Origin of the sequence: Neobacillus sedimentimangrovi, from assembly GCF_010614825.1 — a bacterium.
In the GTDB taxonomy this organism is placed as follows: domain Bacteria; phylum Bacillota; class Bacilli; order Bacillales; family Cytobacillaceae; genus Neobacillus; species Neobacillus thermocopriae.
This window is the reverse complement of record NZ_JAAFZF010000002.1, coordinates 135,906-159,767: the sequence shown is the minus strand read 5'-3', so window position 1 is coordinate 159,767 and position 23,862 is coordinate 135,906. Positions and strand designations below refer to the sequence as shown.

Genomic DNA, 23,862 nt, shown 5'->3' with positions numbered 1-23,862 from the left:
AGTGTGGCCGATCACCCTCTCAGGTCGGCTACGCATCGTCGCCTTGGTGAGCCATTACCTCACCAACTAGCTAATGCGCCGCGGGCCCATCTGTAAGTGTCAGCGTGAACCGACTTTCAGCACCCCCTCATGCGAGGGGATGAATTATCCGGTATTAGCTCCGGTTTCCCGAAGTTATCCCAGTCTTACAGGCAGGTTGCCCACGTGTTACTCACCCGTCCGCCGCTAACCAACAGAAGCAAGCTTCTATTGGTCCGCTCGACTTGCATGTATTAGGCACGCCGCCAGCGTTCGTCCTGAGCCAGGATCAAACTCTCCAAAAAAAGTTGATTAGCTCATAAAATTAACGTTGGCTTCGTTTCGATAGAAACGAATGTTGTGATTTGTTGACGTTTTTGGTTGTTTAGTTTTCAAAGAACAATCTTATTTTTTCAGTCACTCAAAAGCGACTCTATTAATATATCATTTCAAGTTGTTTGTGTCAACAACTTTTTTTATTTGTTTTTTATCTTTTGTCGTCGTGCTGACGACTTTTTAAATATTACATGAGTTTTATAGATTGGTCAATACTTTTTTACAAAAAAATTTATAACAAGAAAAATAACTATGGCTACCGAAGCCTTCCGGGTGATACGCACCATATGAGAGAAAAAGAAACAGGAAGTCCATAGAGGGATTTATTTCTCACCATAAGACATAACATCCTGCTTCTTCATATATCAAAAGAATACTTTTTATCTATATCAAAAACAATTCCATAGACTATTCTAAATTGCTGTGACGTCCGAATACAGCTGTATGATCTACTTCATTTAACGCACTGAAGTGCAAGCATAAGGCATCAAAAATAATATGGGCACATTGATCGAATAAAGATCCAAGCGGCTGAATAGTTTTTAGCTCATTTTCACGTCGGTATTTTGTCGCTGCTGGCACATGAAGAATCTCCGTGGAAACTCCCGCTAAAGCTGATTCTGGATTGGTAGTCATGGCGATGACGGAGCAGCCAAGTGAACGTGATTTTTCCGCCGTCCAAACGACATTCTTTGTCGTACCGGATCCAGAAATGGCGACTAACAGGTCCCCTGAGGCAATCGACGGAGTGATGGTCTCACCGACAACATAAACCGTTGCTCCCAAATGCATTAGGCGCATAGCAAACGACTTGGCCATCAACCCAGAACGTCCCTCTCCAATCACGAAAATCCGATTGGCCTTTTGCATTTGAAGGGCTATGTCCTGAAGCTGATTTTCTTCAACCTGACGAAGCACGGTGTCTATTTCTTTTAAAATGGTCGGAATGAACATGAAATTACACCACTTTCATTTGTAAGATACATTGTTTTATTTGGTTCGCCGCTTCTGCTGGATTTTCCGCCTTTGTGATGGCCGAACCAATGATCACGATGGATGGATGAAGCGCTGTTGTTACCGTTTCAAGTGAAGCGAGTGAAATTCCACCTGCTGCAGCTATTTTCATAGATGGAGTATAAAAGTTTTCTGACACCATCCCAGTGTTAAATGAACCAAGTTGCTCTTGTTGATCCTTGCTAACATGCACACAAAATATGGCATCCTTATATTTTTGGAGGGCTAGTTTTTGTTGTTCCGTCGTGTTTAGTAAATCAATCATAACTTGTTTGTTATACTCTTTTGCCACGTCCATACAAACATCCATCGTAACTAGGGGTGATACTCCCATCACCGTAGCCACATCTGCCCCCGCTTGATAACACATTTCAAACTCATAACGGGCATTATCGATGGTTTTGATATCAGCCACGACTATTTTATTGGGAAAGGCTTGCTTAATTTCATGAATGCTTTTCATCCCAAATTCTTTGATTAAAGAGGTACCAACTTCAATCCAATCAATCGACTGCTCGACCTTTCTAGTAAGCTCAATCGCCTCTGCTATTTCCATTCGATCTAAAGCTAATTGTATTTTCATGAGTATAACTCCTTTTTGATAAAGATAAAACGATTTACTAAACCGGTTTATAAATCCATTATACGGCATTTGTAAATGCTCTTCAATGATAGGTATGAAAAATGATAGCCAGTTCCACGACCGGCCATCTATATCATTTTACTTGGAAAAACAAACACTTCAGGAGTCCTGTCTTCTTGTTTAATTTGCTCATATAAAAGCTCAGCCGCTTTGAATCCCATTTCTCTTGCCGGCTGGATAATAAACGAAATAGGCGTATCAAGTAAGTGGGCAAAAGGGATATTGTCAAATACGATCAACTCGAGGTCCTCTCCAAGTTGGATTTTCTTTTCTTTTAAAAACTCAACCACAGCCATAAAGGCACGATCATTAGCAGCAAATAGAGCCGTAGGTTTCACTTCCATGGAAAAGAGCCGTTCTAATTTGGCTTTCATATCCGGAATGTCGGCTTCTACAATATAGTCCGGATTGATCTCTATCCCAGCATTCTTCAAAGCTCTTTTATATCCCTCCAAACGATCCAAGCGCGTACTGACCCGCAATGGTTGTACGACAAAGGCAATATTTTTATGTCCCTTATCAATAAATCGTTGAACCGCTTTGTAGGTGGACTCGGTATTATCTGTTAAGATGGAAAATACCTTAAGGCTTTCCTCTACTTTTCGATCCATAAACACAACTGGATAGCCTTGCTCGACCATGTTTTTATATAAATCATGATTTTGTCCAGTTGGAAAAATAATGAGCCCGTCTACCTGCTTGGCTCTTAGCATTTCAATATATTTCTTTTCTTTTTCAGGATCATCATCGGCATTACAAACAATCGCTTGCAAATCATGTTGATGAAAGAAATCTTCAATTGCCCGGCTTACTTCGGTTGAGAAATAATGCGTTATATTTGCGACGATGATTCCGATAAAAGAAGTGCGCTTTTGTTTAAGACTTCTTGCCAAAAAATTTGGCTGATAGCCAAGGGTTTTAATCGCTTCTTCAATCTTTTGCTTTGTTTTTTCCCCCATATATTCGTATCGTTTATTTAAATATTGGGAAACCGTACTTTTCGAAACACCCGCCGCACGTGCTACATCAGCCATTGTTACTTTTTCCATTCCCATTCCTCATTCCTCTCATTTCATCGCTTTCATTTTAGCCCCTATCATTCTTCATTTCCAGCCCTCCCTCAAAAAACAAGGATGACAGCTAGCGAAGAGGTTCCGCTTTCTGTCATCCTCCATTTTAGACCTTTTGGACAAACTGAACTTCCATCATTAATTGTTGGGCTTTCTCTGTGATTGAACGTAAATACGGTTCGGTTAACTCTTTTGTTGGATCCACGAGAGAACTTCCCACGCCAACAGCAACAGCACCAGCACGAATATAGTCTTTGGCATTTTCCGTGTTGATCCCCCCTGTTGGCATAAGAGGAATATGAGGAAGGGGGCCAGCTAAATTTTTAAAATAACTAGGTCCGACACTTCCGGCAGGAAATACTTTCACCACATCAGCACCATATTCATAAGCGGTTAATATTTCAGTTGCAGTAAAGGCACCTGGGACACTTATGATTCCATATCGTTTCGTCATTTCAATCGTTTCTTTTCGTACCGTTGGTGAAAAAACAAACTTTGCTCCAGATAAAATAGCAGCCCTTGCCGTTTCCGGATCTAAGACAGTCCCAGCCCCTACAAACATTTCATCCCCGAACACATCTGCTACTCTTTCAATGATGGACAGTGCTTTTGGTGTTTCCATCGTAATCTCAATGGCAGTAATTCCGCCATTCTTTAATGCTTGAGCCACCGGAATGATCGTTTCCATAGTGGCACCGCGGATGACAGCCACAACTCTCCGCTTTTGGATTTCTTCTACCCCCATCATTTAAACTCCTTTTTGTCAAAATAGAATCATAGCTTTTAAGGCATTCGAAACCGGTTTCGAATTAAGCAATTCTTTTAATAGTAGCTTTACCACCTGGGCCTCCAGCTACTTTAACCGCCCAAATCGTTAAAATGGCAGAAAATAATAGAGAGCCAGCCATGAAAATATAAGAAGCCCCAAATCCGCCTGTAACCCCATTTAAATAGCCGACAATATAGGAACCAACAAAGGAACCTAATGCCCCCATGCTGTTAATGAGAGCCATAGCACCTCCTGCGACATTACGAGGAAGAATTTCCGGAATGATCGCAAAGAAAGGACCATATGGAGCGTACATAGCCCCACCAGCAATAACTAACAGAATAAATGACAGCCAGAAATGATTCGTTCCTAAAGCATAAGAAGTATAGAATGCAATAGCTCCAATAAGCAGAAATGGCCAAACAAAAACGCTACGTTTTAACGATTTATCTGAAAAATACGAGGCAGTGAACATGAGAATAATAGCTAAAATATAAGGAACAGACGACAACCATCCAGTTGTGACCATATCCATATTTGGTGCCGCCTTAATAATCGAAGGGAGCCACATCACAAATCCATACACACCTATGCTCCAAAGGAAATATTGAGCACTTAACAAAATAACGGGTTTGGATCGGAATGCCTCACGGTAATTCTTCACCGGCTTAATGCCCTGTTGTTCTTTAGCCAATTGCTCTTCAAGGTCCGCCTTTTCTTGATCCGTTAACCACTTAGCCTCTCTCGGTTTGTCATTAACCACTTTCCACCAAATAAATGCCCAAAGGACCGCAGGAAGACCCTCAATAATAAACATCCATCTCCAGCCGACTGATTCCACTAAATAACCGGAAACAATCGACATCCATAATACCGTTGCAGGATTTCCTAAAATTAAAAACGTATTCGCACGAGAACGTTCTTGCTTTGTAAACCAGTTGCTTAAAAGGACAAGCATAGATGGCATGACCGCACTTTCTACCACTCCAAGGGCAAAGCGAATAAAGTATAACAATTTTATATCGGTTACCATACCAGTAAAGGAGGCTAATAAACCCCAAGCAATCAATGACCAGAAAATCAGGACTTTGGCACTCTTTCTCTCTGCATAAGCAGCCCCAGGTACTTGGAAAAAGAAATATCCTAAGAAAAATAAGGATCCAAGCAGGGAGGAAGTAGCCGCCGTAATATTGAGATCCTCTGCTAATCCTGCAGCTGCACCAAACCCATAGTTGGCACGATCCAAATAAGCAAGACTATACGTGATAAAAGCAACAGGAATCAGATACAACCAGCGTTTTTTAGCAATTGTTTGATTCATAAACTTTCACTCCCTGCAAATAATTTTCCATATATTTTTCAAGTGCCGCTCTCGTAGGATAACCATCATTGTCGCCAGGTGATTGAACCGCCAAAGAACCAATCGCATTTCCTCTTAAAACGGCATCGTGGATTGAGAGGCCTTCGAGAAGTCCACTGATTACCCCAACAGCAAACCCATCCCCAGCACCAACGGTATCTACCACTTTTTCTACACGGAACCCAGGAACCGTTCCTTCTTCTGAAGCTGTTTTATAAAAAGCTCCTTCTGGTCCTAGCTTAATCACAACCAGTTCCACACCCATATCCAAGTAGAAAGAAGCGATATCACGAGGATCTTTATAGCCTGTTAATATTTCACCCTCGGCGATTCCCGGTAAAACGTAATCTGCCTGAAACGCCACCTCATTGATTTCCTTCACCATTTGATCTTGGGAAGACCAAAGAGTGGGCCTTAGATTCGGATCAAACGAGACTTTTCGGTCGTTCTTTTTCATATAGGTTAAAGCATGGTGGGCAAATCTTCTAGCATCTTTGGAGATGGCTAATGGAATCCCTGTCATATGAAGGTGCTTGGCACTTTGAAAATACTCTTCTTGAAAATCAGCCGGACTTAGATGGCTTGCTGCGGATCCTTTTCGAAAATATTGAACTTCAGGATCGCCTTCTGTGACGATTGATTTTAGTTGAAAGCCTGTCGGATAGTGGTTATCAATCAAAACATGGTTGATATCTACCTGTTCACGTTGGAGCCGTTCGATGATAAATTTTCCAAAGGCATCATTTCCCACTTTGCTAGCCCAGCCAGTTCTAAGACCAAGGCGAGCAAGACCGATGGCCACATTTGTTTCCGCACCAGCAAGCTCACGGGTAAACTGGCTAATTTCATGTAACCTACCAGGCTCATTGGCAATAAACATGGCCATTGCTTCTCCAAACGTCACCACATCTAGTGGTTGCATAATACCACCCTTTCTACAATCATTTGAATATACTCCTTTGTTTTTTCCGGAGGTTCAATAGGGAACTCAAGCGCTTTCATCATTTCGGATGGAAACCTCTTCAGTATGAATTCCCAGTGGTTATTTTTTTGGAGTGGTACAGTTACACGTTCACCATCTTTTTCTTCCACTTGTTTTAAATGAAGGTAATGAACATAAGGGGCAAGTTCGCTTAATGCCTCTTCCGCATCCTGCTCCGTATAATGCCAATTCCCTACATCAAATGTCATTTTAACTGGTACACCATTCTCGTAGGCGCTTTCAAAAAACGTTTTCAATTGATGAATATTACCACCATAAAGTGTTTGATCATTTTCAACAAGCAATTGTATTTCTTTATGCTCGTTTAAAAACAAATGAAGATCAGTAACATTGGATTGTTCTTTGTGAAAATGCCCTAGTGACACTTTGATCCATTTCGCTCCAAGCTCTTTACCTTCTTGGAAAATTTCTGTTATTTCTTTTTCATTGAACAGATGATTCTTTTTCCATAACTCAACAGGGGCCGAGAAAACAGTGAACAATTGATATTGCTCGATTTCTTCTCTCATGGTGCGTAAAGGTAAATCCTGTTCCGTGAGTAGTTCACGCCGAATCTCCACCCCAAAAGCACCTGACTGAGCAATCATTTGAAAGAATGAAGCTTGCCCCCTCTTTAAAACTTCAACTCTATTAAAAGCATTTAACGGAACAATAACATGATGCATGGCATGGGCACCTCCTTTTGGTTTAATAAATCGGTTTAGTAAATCGGTTTATAAACATTATAAAACCAATGTAAGCGCTTTGCAATAAAAAGATTTAGACATTAATTTTTTATGAGGATGGATTTTTTGACACTTTCTGCCCTATAGTCGCACAAATTTTTTAGAAGAGCACGAAAACGAAAAGATCTGCGTGATTCGTATTGAAAAACCACTGATCATAGGCAATACGATTTTCCAAATATTTCAGAAATGAACAAAGTCGAACATTCTTAGTTTAATAGAAATCCCCCGAATCACCGTGATGATTCAGGGGACTTATTTTCTGTTTCGTTATTATTTATCTGAGTACGACAATTCTGCTTCAATCCTGCTCATAAATTCTTCTGCCGCATTATATCCTTGTTGCTTCAAATACCAGTTATTTGCCGCAGCCTCTATTAAGCCCGCCACATCACGGCCTGGAACAAGCTGGATATCCATCGTAGGAATTTTCACTCCCATATAATCGGTATAGCGAACTTCCTGATCCAAATCATTATACAAGGCATCTTTCTCCCATTTTGTTAAATTAATTTCGAGAGTGATTCTTGTTTCATCCTGGAAAGCCTTGCGTCCATATAAGCGGACCACGTTCAACAGACCGATACTCCGAAGGGCCAAAAACTCCTTCGTTTTCTCATCATGCGTTCCTAGAATCGTTTGCGGACTCAGTTTCTTCAACACCACAATATCATCCGCTACTAGCCGGTGCCCCCGGCGAATCAATGTGTGAGCCGTCTCACTTTTTCCTACACCGGAATTGCCGCGGATCAAAATTCCGATCCCGGAGACATTCACACAAACCCCGTGTACCGCAATTTCTGGAGCAAGTTCCTTCACCAAATACGCATCCAATTTGGTAATAAAATCAGAAGTAATTTCCGGCTGTTTTGTAACTAGCAAAGGAATCTTTTGTTCTTCACAATGATGTTTTAAATAGGTAAGCCCTTCTTCCCCAGCCGTCACGATAAAACAAGGCGGATGGTAATGAACAATGTTCCCAATCCGGATTTTCCGTTCCTCTTTACTCAATTTATGTAAATACGTAATTTCCTTTTTTCCTAGAATTTGAACCCGTTCCGTTGGAAAAAAATCAAAATAACCAACAAACTCCAAGCCCGGACGATGAACTCGTGATTGGGTAATCTCTTTCTGGAGTTGATCTTCACCAGCCAAAACCTTCAATGAAAACTTCTGAACCAAGTTTTCAACCGTTATTTTTTTCACCTTATCTCACGTCCTATTAAACTTTTTACTAATAAAATTATACTTAAGAAAGATGAAAACGTCATCATAATAGAAAAGCGGAAGCCTCCTGTCCAGCGGCGTATGGCCTCCTCCCAAAAGCTATCGCTTTCGGTCGTGCGATGTTTATGCTTCCGTAGCCTTCCTTGTGGTGGTCTCCAACTGAGATAAAGGAAATACGAAGAGACGGAGGCGATTCGATGATGACTTATCGTAGGGCGAAGACCGAAGGCGTCTCGCCGCTAGGGGCTGGAGCTAGACAATCCTCGAGTTGGTCGAGCACGGCTCTAATCTTATAAAAAATAGCCACCTAAAAGAGCGACGATCTTTGAACCTTGCTCCATCAGATCTGTTCCTTTGCCTAATTGAAGCTGAATCGCTTTTGTCGGATTTGCAGGAATGCTTTCTCCAGTAACCGAATACCCTGCTTTTCCAGGTACAGGAGGATGAATAGTTCCAATCAACTGCCCTGATTGGACGAAATTTTGTGATGCTAAATGTTGGATTCCATTCTCTTCTTTGGATCGTAAATGGCTAAAATCAAAAAATTCAGATGCCCATTCCACCCAACCATCTTTTCCTTGGATAGGTTCTAATCCTTTAGCAATGATAAATTGTCCAGATTCAGTTGCATTCAATGCTCTTTGAATTTCCTGTCGTTGAATCCCAGTGTTGATTCCTAGTTCTTTCATTCTTTGATCGAGATGAGTCGCTTGAAGAGAATTGATAATCTTGAGCTTCGTCTCCATCTGAAGATCAAGATGGGTACTTGGTTCCTGATCCTTTAAGTAATACACTTTTTGATAGCCCATTTCTACATTTAGGATCGCTTCCATTTTTGAAGAATCAAGCTGAATAGACCATGAAGCTTCTTTCCGCTCGTTTGGAAAATTAACCCTTAACTGATCCTTTTCTGAAAGAACAGTTGTCTTTTTTACTAACTTTCCATTTTTATAGAAATGCATACCTTCTGAAACCGTAATGGTAGGATAGTGTGCAGATGATTCCTTACAATAGATTTGTCCATTCTTTACCCAAACCTTTCCGAGTTGGACTTCCGTTCGCTGTTCTTCTATTTCCATGGCCGTTTTTCTAATGCGGTAATCCTTGGCCATAATAGCGTCCTCTTCCTTCCATTTCTTTCTTAAGGAAAATTTTTCCCCAAGAAGTCGAAGAAGTCTCTTCGATTTTCGTTCCCTTTTCTCTTGAGACTTCTTTGTCTTGGATAGGTTCAACCCCGTTTTAATCTCTATTTTGTTTTTGTTTCCTTTCGACAGTTTCTTTCCACTCATTGTATTTTCCCCTTTAAGAGTGAATAATTGAAGTGTTATAAAAAAATACATCCGTTGAAATCTCGTAAACTTGATTCATTTTCATCTTTAAAATGTAGACTTCCCCGTTCATTTTTGAATGAAAAAAGAATTTCCGAAATAGATTCGTTTTCTTCCATAAACCAACCATACTTCCGATAAAGGTAAAATCTAAAATAGTTTCATATGTTACTTTGTTCACAATTGAAAAGGATCAAGTGACAGCTGAAACGCCAAAGCAGAGAAATAAAGAGGCCATTGAAAAATACACTTTTTTTACAAAGGGAATGGGATGACATTTTTGAAATAGCATGATAAGGAATGGTGCCAATAGAAAATAGTTTTCAATGACTTCCTATTCTAAAGTGAAGAAAAACTTGGCGACACTTTCGGTTTTTCGATCCTCGGTATCGTCCAAGTCTTTCAACTTCACCAATATGATCGCCCCACTACAAAACCCATTACCTCCGTAATAAACGCACAATTTTTATTAATATCCTCTTAACACTTAGTTCGATTAGTTTATATATCTTACAAATATTTACAATATGTACACCTTTTTGATTACCTTAAAACATTATCATTTTTCGGCTTTCGGCTTTCGGCACATCCTTTGACAATATTTTTACACTAAGATGGGGTGAATTTTATCTAAAATGGTCGAAAATTGGGTTAAATTGTTGAATTTTCCACATATGCAAGTTGCCAAACAAATTATTTTTCATTTATGAACCATTAAATAAATATCAGTCGACCATCTATAGGAACCAAAAAAGACACAAAAATTGACTATTCTGATCATCCCCTACCTTCTATTTCCCTATTTCCCATTTTTTGATATTCTTTATAAATGGAATCCGATTTCTAAGAGGAATGACTTGAATGACATAATGGAAAATGGCTGAATAAGGTACTGACACCTTTTTATACATAAAAAGTGGAAAAAAGCGGGAAAGTAAAGGTAATAAATAGAAATGGGGAGAAGAGATGAGTGCAAATACGAAACAAAAACCTATGATTACGTTAGCTTGGCGAGGATTGTTTGTTATAATTGGAGCGTTTATTACGGCCTATGGACTAGAGGCGGTATTGATCCCAAATAATGTTTCAGACGGAGGAGTGACGGGCCTTAGTATCGTTGGATCCCAATTATCAGGATTGCCACTTGGTATTCTCATTGCCGTCCTGAATACTCCGTTTGTCTTTTTAGGATATAAACAAATCGGAAAAAGTTTTGCGATAAAATCTGTTATTGGTATTGCCTCCCTTGCCATCGGCACAGCTCTTATGCACCATGTACCTACAATTATTAAGGGTGATACGCTGTTAGTAACCGTTGTCGGCGGGATCATCATTGGTTTCGGTATGGGTTTGGCCTTACGTAATGGTGGGGCTCTGGATGGCATCGATATGTTAGCTGTATTGCTTTCACGTAAATTGCCTTTTGGTACGAGTGACCTGATTTTATTCTTAAATCTATTTGTGTTTATCGTTGTATCCACTGTTTTCGGTCTTCAAGGGGCGATCTTATCCGGAATCGCATATTTTATTGCTTCTAAAGTCATTCACATTGTCGAAGAAGGGTTAAGTGGTTCCAAAACCTTTCAGATTATCACCCGCGAACCAGAGAAAATGGTCGAAACGATTCGTGACCGCCTAGGTCGGAGTGCAACTTATAATATGGCTCAAGGTGGATATTCCAATGAACCCATTAAAGTGATCAATTGTGTCATTAACCGATTAGAAGAAAGCAAAATGAAAGAAATTATTTATGAAATTGACAAAAATGCCTTTGTAACGGTCTATGACGTCGCAGAAGTCAGAGGAGGCAATTTCAAAAAGCATGACATCCATTAAGGAAACAACGTTCAAAAAAAGGTCGTTCATTTACTGTATGAACGACCTTTTTGTTTCCCATTTCTCTATTCCTCTATTTGTTTAAGAACCCTTGCAGGATTTCCTCCTACCACGACATTATCCGGTACATCTTTTGTTACAACTGCCCCTGAAGCGATAACGACATTATTGCCTATATTCACCCCAGGATTAATGACCGCTCTCCCACCAATCCAAACATTGTGACCAATCGTAACCGGTATGCCATATTCTGCTCCTGATATTCTTTCCATTGTATTTAGGGGATGAGTCGCAGTATAAATATGAACTCCCGGCCCGAGCATGCAATTGTCACCCATTCGAATTTCGCAAACATCTAAAAATACACAATCAAAATTGGCATAGAAATTTTCACCAACGTGAATATTGTAGCCATAATCACAACGAAACGTCGGCTCAATGTATATATTCGATCCCATTGAACCAAATAGCTCTTTTATTAATTCCGTTCGCATATTCTCATCCGTTTCCGGTGTTTCATTAAATAATCTTGTCAGCCTTCGGGCATTCATTCGATCTTTTCGTAATTCGGAGTCACCCGCAAAATAAAGTTCCCCATTAAGCATTTTTTCTTTTTCCGTTTTCATCATTTTCCTCTCCTTTTTATCCAATCCATCCTAACATATTCCAGAGAAAACGATGAAAACCTTTTTTGGGCGCATTCTTTTTAACCTTTCGTATTCTTCTATTTTTTCTCTCTATATCCCTTCCACACTGGAATAGATGGTGAGGTATTGTTCACAAATTTGTCACAACCCCCCCTGACCTTTTGCCCTTGTTTTCCCTATATAGAGGATGAAAGGGTGGTGTCATTTTTATGCCTATAAAATCTGGTGAAATTACTCAATTTGAAGGATATTCGCAGTTTACTTGTCTGAAGGAGTTTAACACTCATTTTGAATGGTGGATGTTAGAACACAAGCAGAAATTTTCCAAAGGGGAGCTGATCGGAATCAAACGTCTAGCTCGTTTTGCCGCTAAAGTTCCAGGGGTGGCAAATGCCAAAATCGGTACAATGTTAAAGGCGATTCACGAAGAATTCAACAACAATGGGATTTCCCGCTCTACTTTTAAACGTATGATCCAAAAATCCATCAAACTTGGAATCTTAACCGTGTATGAAACCGAGCGCAAAAATGGGGCGCAAACAAGCAATCTCTATGTCTTTAATCGTTTTCCTCAAAATGAACTACCTAAAGAGGAAAAATTGAACCACCATGAAGAAACCATTAATCTTTTAAAAACCAATCATCAAAAGATACGTAAAGAAACGCCTAAACGACCTAACCAAAAGGAAAACAGATCGGTATTAGATGACACCTATGTCAGTGACCGTGTACCTCAACCATTCGTGCAAATGGTAAAATGCTTTTTTCCAGAAGCTAAATCGATCGAGGAATTTTGGAAAATGGCAGAAATCGCGGCCTATCGGAACTTGAGTGAAGAGAAACCAGAACGAATTCTAGAAACCGCCATCCAGGCATTCCGGCAGCTTATCAGGAAGCTAAAATATACCCAGTCGGTCAAAAATCCGTTCGCTTACTTTTATGGCATTATTTTTAAAAAGCTACGAATCCAGTTCTATCAAGACTTAGAGGACCTGCTTGATGATACGGATGAAGATAGCGTTATATACAGAAAAATCCCGCCATTAGAAAAGATTCTAGACTGGGATCATAGAATTTTAGAACCTGATTACTATAAGACACAAACCATGCATGATTCTCCATATTAAAGATGTTTGATATGGGAGATGCCTAAAGCACCATGTTCCCAAAGAATAGTTTCAACCTTTTTCCATTGGTCTTTCTCACAGCGAATCATAAGGACAATTTCGGATGTCATTTTTTTCACTCCCCTCCTATTTTTCTTGACTAGAATCATTTTTAGGAGGAATCCGAGAAGCATGCCGCTGACGGCCCCAATGATTCCCCATATAATGGGGCCCCATTTTAATACAAAGCCATAGATGGCACCTAACAACATGAAACAAGTACCAAGAATGGCAGATGCGTCAAACAAGCTTAATCCGTCTGCTCGATGGATCGTATCAAAAAGCTGCCTTGGTTCTGTCTTTTTATCCAACGGGGCGGCCAAGATTTGCTCATTGGAAATATCACATTTTTCTAGTTCCGTAATGGCCATTTCAATGAAAAGTGAGTTTTCAAAGGTAGCGATCACAAACATGACATTCTCCCTCCTTTTTAAATGGGAGTTTTAAAGCGTGGATTTTGATATTTTCTGCGTAAATAATTGGACATTTCTTTTTCAAACAGTTTATTGTGCTCCACCGCCGTCACATACGAATCAAAAATGATAAAAAGGTAGATAGAAGGGAAATAGAGTACCCATTGCATGTTAAGGACCTCTTTCGCTTTGGCAAAATCACCCCACATGGAATACTCAATGCCAAGGAGAATATTACCTAAATAACAAATTCCAACGGTATAGATAAAAATAAAAAAGCCAAATATGACGTTATGAAGATAGAGGTGTCCAAGCCCAGGAAATAAAGCAGACCATACTAAGGCTACCCATGGTTTCTTTTTATCCAAGTAGTTCATATCCCACGAACCCATGGTAATAGTGGGCATGGAGGCATCCTCTCGATCAGCCAATACATATTGTTTGTTTTGATCAATGGTTGAGCGATAACCATCCCATATACCAAACATATAAATGGCCACGTACAAGATTAACCAACGTTCATTTAAAACTTCTTTAGCTTTATCAAATTCACCCAATAGGGTATACAAGATGCCAAGGTTCACATTTGCCATCCGATTGATAAACGATTCCCATAAGATCAAAATGATCGCAACTACATATCGATGTTGCATTAAATGGCCAAACCCTGGATAGGAAAACGAAAAAAACGCGACCACCCATGGATTTTTTAAATGCAACTGTGTAACTGAAAATTGGGATAAAAATGCTCTTTGCCTACGTTGGTTGGGAAATTGTGTCATGTCCTATACCTCGTTCATACTACTGTCATTCAGTATCCCCCAATGATTTTGAACTTATCCATAAAGCGGTAAAAAGGCAGACAAAATGGGAGAGATAACTAGACTCCTTCATTGTGGAAGATGATGCCTCTTTGTTTTCCAGTCCAAAATAAAAATAAGGCTAAGTTAAAATTTAATATTGATAATTCTATAATATGAAAGGGAAACCCATAAATAATGGGTTTCCCCTTTGGTTGAATAAGCGGCAACTACTGTCGAGTATTGCCTTATAATATTTATTACATTATATCTTTGGAGTGAAAGATATTATTATTATCATTCAAATGATAGATTATTTGCACAACTCCAGAAGAGAACGTTCTTGTATTAACCATTTTTAAATTTATCCTCTGTTTTATATCAATAAACAACGGTTTTCCTTCTCCCAAAACAACAGGGTGAATAGATAATCTAAATTCATCAACAAGCCCTAAATTTATAAAAGTTGTAATGAGACTTGCTCCACCATATAGCCAGATGTCTTTACCAGGCTTTTTCTTCAATTTATTTATTTCTTCAAGAATATTATCATTTATAAATATTGCTTGATTATCAGTCTCTTTTTGTGTTCTGGAAAACACATATTTCTCTTTACTATGAATCAATTTCCAAATTTCCTTTTCGGTATCAGACTCTTCATTTTTTGGAATATATTTCCCCCACAAATCGTAGCTTTTTTTACCATATAAAATAGTATCAATTTGATTTAAGAAATCAATGAACCCCATATCAGGGTCCATAATGCACCAATCAACTTCTCCATTTTTTCCTTCAATAAAACCATCTAAAGTAACTGCTAAATCTAAAATTATTTTTCTCTGTTTTACGTTTTTTGTCATAGCTCTTCATCCTTTTATTATTTAGATTTTTGTTTCTTCTGCCCCGTTGAATAAGGATTACACAACGAATTTAGATAATCTTAGGATATTATAAGCATTTTTCATTTCAAATACAAAAGACGTTAGTAGAAATTCCTTAATATGCTGTTTAGTGCTTTCATTACTACGACTATCAACAAATAAAAACGAAGCAAGGTAATTATCGAGATATTTGTTAGCCACACCTTTAAAGCGGTCTATCCACTGTTTCAAACCATTCCCATCCACTGTTTTCCAATAAATTCAATCCTCTGATTATTTCGATCTCGTGTACCTGGATGCACCCATTTATTAGGTAAATGCCTTTTCCTTGACTCTTGCAGTTACGAATAGTAATTTTTATTTTACACTTGCTATTTATAAGTAAAAGCTTTTAAGGAGGAACTTTTAAATGTCAACAGTGACTACAAATTCACAAAATTTAATTGATATTATCAGAGAACGTCACTCTGTCCGCAAATATGAGCCTAATTTTAAAATTGCCCGTGAGGAAATTGAAGAAATTTTAAGCGAAGCCATCCTTGCTCCTTCTTCAAGCAATCTTCAGCCTTGGCGCTTTATGGTAATCGACAATCAAGAAACAAAAAAAGAACTTCGTTCGATTGCATACAATCAAGAACAAGTTGAAACTTGTTCTGCTGTTATTGCGGTTTTGGGAGACAAGGAAATGTATAAAAATGCCGATAAGGTATATCAAAGTAGCTATGAAGCGGGCTATATGGATGAATCTACAATGCAACAGCTCATTAACAATATAAATAATGTTTATCCTAATGCATCGGAAGAAGTCCGAAAGAATATTGCATCCTTTGATACAGGCTTAGTGTCTATGCTAATTATGCTATTGGCAAAAGCAAAAGGCTATGACACCGTTACAATGGGTGGCTTTGATAAGCAAAAGTTTATGGAAAAATTCAACGTATCTGACCGATACATGCCTATCGTATTAATTGCCATTGGAAAAGCAGCTGCCCCTGCGCATAAAACTACCCGCATTCCAGTTAAAGATATAATTGAATTCATCTAAACCTCGGGTAAATTTTACATGCACTTGGTCCCAATGAGGAAAAATAATTTGAAACAGAAAAAGGGGCATCTAGAAATCGAAGATCCGACTTCTAGAAGCCCCTTTTTTATTAAATGATACCCATAATGACCCAAATGACCAAAACCTGACTCTTGGTACATTCTTGCCCTTTTCAGATCTCTCCTATATAGGTATTGAGGACACACATTGGAATAAAGCCATATAGAAAACAATTTCCTTTCGACAATTTCAACCATTATCCCCCAAGAAATAAATCAGTTTTTGTCATATGAGATGAACACTTCTCTACTCCCATTTTTACACTGTAAATTTTTCAACAGCCTGGTTCAGTTCATCGACCAATTGGGAAAGTTGCTTAGCATGACCTGCTACTTCATTGGTGGTTACAGATTGTTCTTCCATAGCTGCAGCGATTTCTTCAGTTGAAGCCGTGGTCTGTTGGGAAACGACCGATATTTCTTCAATCATACCGACAACAATACTTTTTTGCTCTTGGATCGAATGGATCGTTTCCACCTCTTCTTTGACTGATTCGAGCATCTTTTCCAATGAAGCGGTCATCTGCTTGATAGAAGAAGTGACTGTTGACACAGCTTTCTTTTGATCGATACTAATTCGATTCGTTTCCTCCATGACTTCTACCAGTTGTTTTGTATCACTTCGTACACTATGAATAATAGCTTGAATATCGTTCGTTGCTTTTTTAGACTCATCCGCAAGCTTCCGAACTTCATTAGCAACAACGGCAAACCCTTTACCATGTTCTCCTGCTCTTGCCGCTTCTATAGAGGCATTTAATGAAAGCAGGTTGGTCTGCTCCGCCATTCCAGCGATGACCTTAGTCACTTCAGAGATCGATTTCGATTTTTCATTTAATTGGGCAATCCGCTCGGTTACCTTTTGAAAGGCACTCTCTAATTTTTGATAGGAATCTTCCAAGTTTTTCACTTGTTCATTTCCAATCTGCATTTCTTGTGAAGCCTCTCCAACCTCATGTTCAATGATTGTTGATTGTTTGGAAAGTTCCTCAATAGACCCACTTAAATCATGAACAGCCTTTGATCCTTTTTCTACTTCCATTGCCTGATTTCCAATGCCTTTCGCAATGTAATCCACCGATTTAGAAACTTCGGAAATAGCGGTACTATGTTCACTGGCAATGGTGGTTAATTCCTTCGTGGAATGATGAATAGATGAAACATTGTCCATCACTGTCATGATTAATCTTCTCATCTGAGCTAGCATCTTATTGTAACTTCTCGCTAACTCTTCGACTTCATCCTTCGAATTGACTTTGAATTCTGTCACCAAGTCCCCTTCTGCTGTTTTTTCAATCACTTTTTGGAAATGAGCAATAATCTTTCTCAGTTTTTCCGCGAGAATAATAGCACAAATCGCACCAATGGCAATGCCTAAAAGAAGGGACCAAATGCCTGTTTCGGTAAACTGATTCATCTTACTGGCAAAAATATTGTCAGGGGTAAAGGATAATACTTTCCAATGGACACCAGGTATTGTCACGATTTGACCTGTGTATTTCTCGCCATTCCATGACCAATTTTGTTTCATCGCTTTATCACTTTTATAAATATTAGTCACCCATTGGAAATCAGCATCAAACTGATTCTTATCTGTTAGTAAATCTGCTACCCCTTCAACAGCACCACTTTGTGCTGGGTTCATATTTTTCCCATCCGCACCTTCCATAAAGGAACTGACAATAATACCTGTCGCATCCAAAATCACAAGCTCGGCATTCGTCTTCTTCTCAATCTGCTCCCTGATGGCTCCAATTGCTGACAGATCAATGTCATAACCGAGTGCCCCGACCATTTTTCCATTGGTAAAAACCGGCGTTACAATGGATGTCATAATTTTTTTCGTTTGTTTGTCCTGATACACATCCATCCATTGCGTCTTTGGATCCTCGCTTAATTGTTTATACGTTCTCATATCGCGAACATCGACATCGTATTCCATATGTGGAGAAATATGAAGTTTTCCTGTAGTAAAATCCATATAATAAACAGCTATAAGATCTTTATTTTCCTCTTGAATACTTTTAATAGACGCTTCCATACGTTGAATAAAATTCGCATCTTGGACATCATTTGAGACGATTCTAGCAAAATAGTTAATAGATGTCTCATACTTCTCAAGTGAAAGCCGCACTTCTTCAGCCGCATGATGCGCATTCGTTTGGCTAGATTCCGCATGATCGTGTTTTAAGATCTTACTAATTGTAAAATGGTTAAAAATAACCGTTGCGCCACTGGATATTAGAATGGCTAAACAAATGAAAAAAATCCATTTCACCCGAATGGATAGACCTTTTCTTTGACGGTGTTGTTCCTGTTGTGTTTCCATCTTAACCTCTCTCCTAAATTGTTAATCCTATTACTTTATCGGATAAAAACAATGAGAGTATAGTATGAATGTATATATTAGACAAAAAAGGAATAATTTTTCATACTACCAAAAACAGCCCCAAATCCCTGTCTGTTTAACATATTTTCTTTCTAAAGAAGTCCTGTCTCTAGTGATGGAACCGGAATTAATCAATGAAACGATGGATGAATTCTATCTATTCCAAACGTTTGTTGAAAGAGTACCTGCGAAGATGGTCATTTAACTAATCGTTTGATGAAACACTTTAAAAACTTTGTGATACAAACATTTTTTCAAGCAAAGACAAAAAAATTTTGTCGTTTAATCAATCGATTAATTAGTCTCCCCTTTGGCAACTCTCCACTTCACAAAAATGACACATATTCTCCCTGTTTTTTGTGATTTATGTCACTTTAGGTAAGCGGAAAATTTTTTACTATATACTTGACCAACACAAAAGGGGGAAATGAAATGTTTCTTGCTTGGTTAATGACAATTAGTTTATTTCTAGCATGCATTTATACAACTATAGTGATTTTTGATAGATTGAAAGAAAGAGACGCATCTGATTTAGCCCAATTACAAGCCCAACTAGAAAAAATGGGCATTGATCATAAACGAATGAAAAAAGCTATGTAATAGGAGTAAGAATGAGGGGCGGCATCCCCATAATCCCAGCCCCTTTTTCTATAATTTTTTAATCTTTCATAACTGCATGTAGATTGACATGCTGCAAGGGATATCATGACATGTTTAAATCCACCACTCGGCGATCGATTTCCTTTCGTGTCAACAACAGCAGGTTCCTGCAACTCTTTATACCCGGGGTAGGTCTCAACGACCACCCCTTTTTCTTTTGCCTTTCTCCGTCTAATTATATTTTCGAGAAACTTTTTATGGTGCCGTCCTTCATGAAAGTTTCTAACATCACCGAACCAACCAAATAACCTCCCGTATGATCCTACAAAAAAATAATTGAAAACATTTCTCACTTAACATAAAATAATAATTGTTGAAAATGATTCTCATTATTAAACAGGAGGTTCCTCTACCTATGAAATGGGCAAAAGTATCTGGTATTCTATTATTCTCAAGTAGTTTATTATTCGGGTGTTCTCAATCCGAGCAAACCGCCTCCAAAGCCGAGAAAAAGGAAACAAGCCAAACAGCAACCGATTCCCTTAAAGGTGTAACGGATCAATACCGCGAATATGCCATTGGAGAGATGGAGGAATTTGTCAAAAAGACAGAGGCCTTTACCAATGCCGTAAAAAACGGCGACATTGAGCAAGCAAAAGCTCTATATGCACCTGCAAGAATGCATTATGAACGAGCTGAACCGATCGCTGAAGTATTTGGCGAACTTGATCCAAAAATTGATGCCCGTGATGGGGATGTTCCAGAAGCTGAATGGGGTGGCTATCACCGCATTGAAAAAGGATTATGGGAAGAAAATACCACAAAAGGCTACGAGTCCTATGCGGAGCAGCTAATGAAGGATGTCAATCTTCTTAGGGCTAAGGTAGAAACGGTAGAAGTAACGCCCGATTTATTGATTACTGGTGCCGTTGACTTGTTAAATGAAGTCTCCACCTCCAAGGTAACTGGAGAAGAAGACCGTTATTCCCATACCGATTTATACGATTTCGCAGCCAATGTCGAAGGAGCGGAAAAGATTTTTCAACTATTAAAACCAGAATTAAAAAAGAAAGATCAAGAACTTTCAAAGGAAATTCAATCACGCTTTGATGAAGTATATCGTCTATTAGATTCTCACAAACAAGGCGAAGGCTATAAACTTTACACCGATTTGTCCCAAGAAGAGGTAAAAGCGTTAAGCCAAGCTATTGATGCACTTGCAGAGCCACTTTCGCAATTAGGCAAAGTAACGGAGGCGGAATAAATGACTAAGACTGATCCACAGTTAGAAAAATCACCTACATCCTCCAGAACGTTTACCCGACGTGAGATGTTAAAAACAGCGGGGGTTGGCGGAATTGGTGTCCTAATTGGGGCTTCCGGCTTTGGCGGATTGCTTTCCATCACGGAAAACAAAGCGTCTGGTTCGAAACCGGATAACATTATCCCTTTCTATGGAAAACATCAAAGCGGTATTACAACCAAGCCGCAAGATCATATCTATTTTGCCGCACTAGATGTCACGGCAACAGACAAAACAGCTTTAATCCAGCTATTTAAGGACTGGACGAAAGCTGCTGCCTTAATGACAGAAGGAAAGCCGGTTGGTGAACTGTCTAGCAATGGCCTCCTACCGCCGAAAGATACCGGAGAGGCAGCCGGCCTTTCCCCTTCTCAATTAACGATTACCTTTGGTGTCGGTCCCAGCCTTTTCGTTAAAGATGGTGTGGACCGTTTTGGATTAAAAGGGAAACAGCCAAAAGAATTAGTTGATCTCCCTAAGTTTCCTTTGGATGCATTGCAAGAAGAGTGGTCAGGAGGAGACTTGTGTATCCAAGCCTGTGCGGATGATCCGCAAGTCGTCTTTCATGCCGTAAGAAACCTGATTCGGATTGCACGCGGCAAAGCCATTTTACGTTGGGCACAACCTGGATTTCAGCGAACCAAACAGGCCGATCCCAAGGAAAGAACTCCAAGAAACTTGTTTGGTTTTAAGGATGGAACAGTGAATCCCGATGTCAATAACGAAAAAGTGATGAATGAGCAAGTATGGGTCCAGCCTGGTGACGGCCCTAACTGGCTCGCAGGCGGCAGTTATCTTGTCGTCAGACGGATCCAGATGTTCATCGAAGTATGGGACCGAACCCATTTACAGGAGCAAGAAAATACATTCGGACGTTATCGTGACAACGGTGCCCCTTTAGGCCAAAAAAATGAATTCGATTCACCTGATTTTTCACAAAAAAACAAGAACGGCGAATATGTCATTCCTGCGGATTCTCATATGCGGGTCGCACATGGGGACGGAACACAACAAATACTGCGCAGAGGCTATTCTTACTCTAACGGGATGGATGGAAAAACGGGGAACTTCGATGCCGGGTTATTATTTATCTGCTTCCAACGTAAGCCAAGCAAACAGTTTATTCCGATTCAACAACGCCTAGCAAAAATGGATAAGTTGAATGAGTACATCTCTCACCGCGGCAGTGCCATTTTTGCCTGTCTTCCAGGCACAAAGCCAGGCGGATTTATCGGCGAGACATTATTCACCTAGTCAGGGGATGAAATGAACCATGATGAAAACGGGAAAAATTCTATTGTTGCTCTTCATGCTTCTTTTGCCAAACGCTGTCCCGAGTTTTGCAGCACAAAACCATGACGAACTATTTGTCTTGATTGGCGACAGTTTAATGAAGGCAAAAGCCGGAGATGTCGATACCTCAGCAAAAAATATGGAGCAATTTGCCCAGGAATGGGAATCCATAAAGAATACAAATAGTCAACACGCCAAAAAGGTAAACAAAGAGCTGAAAAATGTTCAATCACTTCTAGCCAATCCAAACACAGACAGCCAGGCAGTCACCAAAAGTCTATCATCGCTATCAACGGCGCTCGTTTTATATGATCAAGAACAAAATCCGGTGGACAAAAATGCAGCAAAAGAACAAGTCAAACAGCTGCTTCCACTCATTGACCGTTTAAAGGACTCGCTCGCTGATGGTGATCCCATGGTTTTAAAATCACGCTATCAAGCCATCATGAATCAATGGACAGCTTCGGAAAAAGCAGTTCATGATGAAAGTATAGTTGCTTATGGTCAAATCGAAAAATACATGGCCTTAATTCGAATCGCGATTACGCAAGAACCAGCAGACCTTCAAAAAGCCAAGCAAAGTGCTGACCAGCTGACCAAAGAAGTAAATAACTTCCTTTCCGGTAAATCAGCAACGGACGTGAACGAGAGCTATTCACTGACAGATGTAGCAACTTTATTGGACAATGCAAAAAAGGCGATCGCAAACAAGGAATATGAGAAAGCAAGCACGGATTTAAATGAAATCCTCACCATATGGCCAATGGTCGAGGGAGAAGTACAAACGAGAGACAGCAAACTTTACAATGATATAGAAACCAATATTCCGGCCAGCATCAGTCTCATAAATTCAAAAAACATCGATCAACAAAAAGCCGAGTCTATCGTTCAGGATCTATCCTCTCGACTCGCTCCGTTAACAGCTAAAACGAATTATACGTTTTGGGATGCTTCCCTCATTTTACTAAGGGAAGGATTAGAGGCCATGCTCATTGTCGGTACCTTAATTGCTTTTCTAAAGAAAATGGGGCATGCCAATAAACAAAAATGGATTTGGGGCGGAGTTGCAGCTGGAATTCTAGGGAGCGCAATCCTCGCCATCATTATCAATATGGCTTTTTCAAAAATCGTCGCCGCTTCGAGCCGGGAATATATTGAAGGACTTACAGGAGTGGCTGCTGTCATCATGATGCTAACGATTGGAGCATGGCTTCATAATAAGTCAAACATCGGAAATTGGAAAAAGTTTATTGAGCAGCAGATGCACCAAGCCATTGCAAAAGGAAGCCTTCTTTCATTTGCAGTCATTAGCTTCTTTTCCGTCTTCCGTGAAGGGGCAGAAACGATTATTTTTTACACAGGGATTACTCCCTACATCAGCTTGCAACAGCTCGCTCTAGGCATCGTCTTGGCCATTGGGATTCTAGCGGTTATCGGCTTTATAATCATTCATTACAGTGTAAAAATTCCGATTCGACTATTTTTTAAAGCCGCAGCCATTCTCATCTACCTATTGGCCTTTAAAATAATCGGTGTCAGCATCCATGCACTGCAAATATCCAATATCTTATCTACAAGCACTGTGCAATCTCTGCCATATATTGATTGGATAGGCATGTATCCAACTTGGGAAACCTTTCTAACACAGCTGTTGCTCATTGTCATCATTCTTTTCACCACTTGGTTCGTTAAAAAGTCGGCAGCGAAAAATGCCTAATGACAAGCAACTTCATACAACAACCGGCAGGACTTGATCCTGCCGCATTTTTTACATTTTAAAAAGTTATCATCTAATCTAATGGTTAATAAATCCCTCTATTTGCTTTGTTCACTTTCCCTATCTAGCACACCCCGGCAAAAAATTTGTCGTCTAATCAAACATTTGATTCATTCCTCTATATGTGTTGTGATAGATCCATTCCTTCCTACATCACGGG

The 23,862-nt window shown here is 39.5% G+C and carries 22 protein-coding genes, 1 rRNA gene and 1 pseudogene; 8 read left to right on the top strand and 16 right to left on the bottom strand.

The window, feature by feature from the left end; all coding sequences use genetic code 11:
- The 10 genes from GZA11_RS02160 to GZA11_RS02115 form a co-directional block, all read right to left on the bottom strand.
- A 16S ribosomal RNA gene (locus tag GZA11_RS02160) occupies positions 1-323 on the bottom strand; the annotation flags it as partial.
- Positions 324-762: 439 nt separating this feature from the next.
- Positions 763-1,308, bottom strand: a complete 546-nt coding sequence (gene hxlB, locus GZA11_RS02155) for a 6-phospho-3-hexuloisomerase (RefSeq protein WP_038537463.1) — start codon at positions 1,306-1,308, stop codon at positions 763-765.
- A 4-nt stretch (positions 1,309-1,312) separates the two neighbouring features.
- Entirely contained in the window at positions 1,313-1,951 is a 639-nt protein-coding gene (gene hxlA, locus GZA11_RS02150; RefSeq protein ID WP_163182722.1) for a 3-hexulose-6-phosphate synthase, read from the bottom strand.
- Positions 1,952-2,079: 128 nt separating this feature from the next.
- Positions 2,080-3,060: a LacI family DNA-binding transcriptional regulator gene (locus tag GZA11_RS02145; protein WP_038541940.1), complete on the bottom strand. Its 981-nt coding sequence runs from the start codon at positions 3,058-3,060 to the stop codon at positions 2,080-2,082.
- 127 nt (positions 3,061-3,187) lie between these two features.
- Positions 3,188-3,826 carry a bifunctional 4-hydroxy-2-oxoglutarate aldolase/2-dehydro-3-deoxy-phosphogluconate aldolase gene (locus GZA11_RS02140; RefSeq protein ID WP_038537468.1) on the bottom strand — a complete coding sequence of 213 codons (639 nt, stop codon included), beginning with the start codon at positions 3,824-3,826 and terminating at the stop codon, positions 3,188-3,190.
- Positions 3,827-3,890: 64 nt separating this feature from the next.
- Complete coding sequence (locus tag GZA11_RS02135; protein ID WP_163182721.1) at positions 3,891-5,171, bottom strand: MFS transporter; 1,281 nt, start codon at positions 5,169-5,171, stop codon at positions 3,891-3,893.
- On the bottom strand, positions 5,152-6,132 hold the full coding sequence (locus GZA11_RS02130) for a sugar kinase (protein ID WP_163182720.1): 981 nt from the start codon (positions 6,130-6,132) through the stop codon (positions 5,152-5,154). Before GZA11_RS02130 ends, GZA11_RS02135 begins: the two co-directional genes overlap by 20 nt.
- Positions 6,120-6,878, bottom strand: coding sequence for a sugar phosphate isomerase/epimerase family protein (locus tag GZA11_RS02125; RefSeq protein ID WP_163182719.1), 759 nt, complete (start codon positions 6,876-6,878; stop codon positions 6,120-6,122). The genes GZA11_RS02130 and GZA11_RS02125 overlap by 13 nt, the downstream gene beginning before the upstream one ends.
- A gap of 333 nt (positions 6,879-7,211) precedes the next feature.
- Complete coding sequence (gene hprK / locus GZA11_RS02120; protein WP_038537477.1) at positions 7,212-8,144, bottom strand: HPr(Ser) kinase/phosphatase; 933 nt, start codon at positions 8,142-8,144, stop codon at positions 7,212-7,214.
- 311 nt (positions 8,145-8,455) lie between these two features.
- Positions 8,456-9,454, bottom strand: coding sequence for a flagellar assembly protein A (locus tag GZA11_RS02115; protein ID WP_163182718.1), 999 nt, complete (start codon positions 9,452-9,454; stop codon positions 8,456-8,458).
- Between the two features lie 1,005 nt (positions 9,455-10,459).
- On the opposite strand from GZA11_RS02115, the gene GZA11_RS02110 reads away from it, so the two are divergent.
- A complete protein-coding gene (locus GZA11_RS02110; RefSeq protein ID WP_038537480.1) occupies positions 10,460-11,329 on the top strand; it encodes a YitT family protein in 870 nt (289 codons plus the stop codon).
- A gap of 65 nt (positions 11,330-11,394) precedes the next feature.
- Here GZA11_RS02110 and GZA11_RS02105 read toward each other — a convergent pair whose 3' ends face one another.
- Complete coding sequence (locus GZA11_RS02105; protein WP_163182717.1) at positions 11,395-11,955, bottom strand: maltose acetyltransferase domain-containing protein; 561 nt, start codon at positions 11,953-11,955, stop codon at positions 11,395-11,397.
- Positions 11,956-12,185: 230 nt separating this feature from the next.
- On the opposite strand from GZA11_RS02105, the gene GZA11_RS02100 reads away from it, so the two are divergent.
- Positions 12,186-13,103, top strand: coding sequence for a hypothetical protein (locus GZA11_RS02100; RefSeq protein ID WP_235924813.1), 918 nt, complete (start codon positions 12,186-12,188; stop codon positions 13,101-13,103).
- On the opposite strand, the gene GZA11_RS02095 is transcribed toward GZA11_RS02100, so the two are convergent.
- The 4 genes and pseudogenes from GZA11_RS02095 to GZA11_RS02080 form a co-directional block, all read right to left on the bottom strand.
- On the bottom strand, positions 13,100-13,555 hold the full coding sequence (locus tag GZA11_RS02095) for a hypothetical protein (RefSeq protein WP_163182716.1): 456 nt from the start codon (positions 13,553-13,555) through the stop codon (positions 13,100-13,102). The genes GZA11_RS02100 and GZA11_RS02095 overlap by 4 nt on opposite strands.
- A gap of 17 nt (positions 13,556-13,572) precedes the next feature.
- Positions 13,573-14,337 (bottom strand): membrane protein, encoded by a 765-nt coding sequence (locus GZA11_RS02090; RefSeq protein ID WP_038537488.1) that lies wholly within the window; start codon positions 14,335-14,337, stop codon positions 13,573-13,575.
- Between the two features lie 278 nt (positions 14,338-14,615).
- Complete coding sequence (locus GZA11_RS02085) at positions 14,616-15,215, bottom strand: dihydrofolate reductase family protein (RefSeq protein ID WP_163182715.1); 600 nt, start codon at positions 15,213-15,215, stop codon at positions 14,616-14,618.
- Between the two features lie 57 nt (positions 15,216-15,272).
- Positions 15,273-15,467, bottom strand: a pseudogene (locus tag GZA11_RS02080) (IS1595 family transposase); the annotation flags it as partial.
- A 178-nt stretch (positions 15,468-15,645) separates the two neighbouring features.
- Between GZA11_RS02080 and GZA11_RS02075 the strand changes: the two are divergent.
- Complete coding sequence (locus GZA11_RS02075) at positions 15,646-16,281, top strand: nitroreductase family protein (RefSeq protein ID WP_163182714.1); 636 nt, start codon at positions 15,646-15,648, stop codon at positions 16,279-16,281.
- 318 nt (positions 16,282-16,599) lie between these two features.
- Here the strand turns inward: GZA11_RS02075 and GZA11_RS02070 are convergent, their stop codons facing one another.
- Positions 16,600-18,669, bottom strand: a complete 2,070-nt coding sequence (locus GZA11_RS02070) for a methyl-accepting chemotaxis protein (protein WP_163182713.1) — start codon at positions 18,667-18,669, stop codon at positions 16,600-16,602.
- A 64-nt stretch (positions 18,670-18,733) separates the two neighbouring features.
- Between GZA11_RS02070 and GZA11_RS02065 the strand changes: the two genes are divergently transcribed.
- The 5 genes from GZA11_RS02065 to GZA11_RS02045 all read left to right on the top strand — a co-directional run bounded on the left by GZA11_RS02065 (position 18,734) and on the right by GZA11_RS02045 (position 23,642).
- A complete protein-coding gene (locus GZA11_RS02065; RefSeq protein ID WP_163182712.1) occupies positions 18,734-18,934 on the top strand; it encodes a hypothetical protein in 201 nt (66 codons plus the stop codon).
- A gap of 227 nt (positions 18,935-19,161) precedes the next feature.
- A complete protein-coding gene (locus GZA11_RS02060) occupies positions 19,162-19,329 on the top strand; it encodes a hypothetical protein (RefSeq protein WP_163182711.1) in 168 nt (55 codons plus the stop codon).
- A gap of 415 nt (positions 19,330-19,744) precedes the next feature.
- Positions 19,745-20,593: an iron uptake system protein EfeO gene (gene efeO / locus GZA11_RS02055; RefSeq protein ID WP_038537500.1), complete on the top strand. Its 849-nt coding sequence runs from the start codon at positions 19,745-19,747 to the stop codon at positions 20,591-20,593.
- On the top strand, positions 20,594-21,886 hold the full coding sequence (gene efeB, locus GZA11_RS02050; protein ID WP_163182710.1) for an iron uptake transporter deferrochelatase/peroxidase subunit: 1,293 nt from the start codon (positions 20,594-20,596) through the stop codon (positions 21,884-21,886).
- Between the two features lie 19 nt (positions 21,887-21,905).
- A complete protein-coding gene (locus GZA11_RS02045) occupies positions 21,906-23,642 on the top strand; it encodes an FTR1 family iron permease (protein ID WP_163182709.1) in 1,737 nt (578 codons plus the stop codon).
- Positions 23,643-23,862 lie beyond the last annotated feature (220 nt).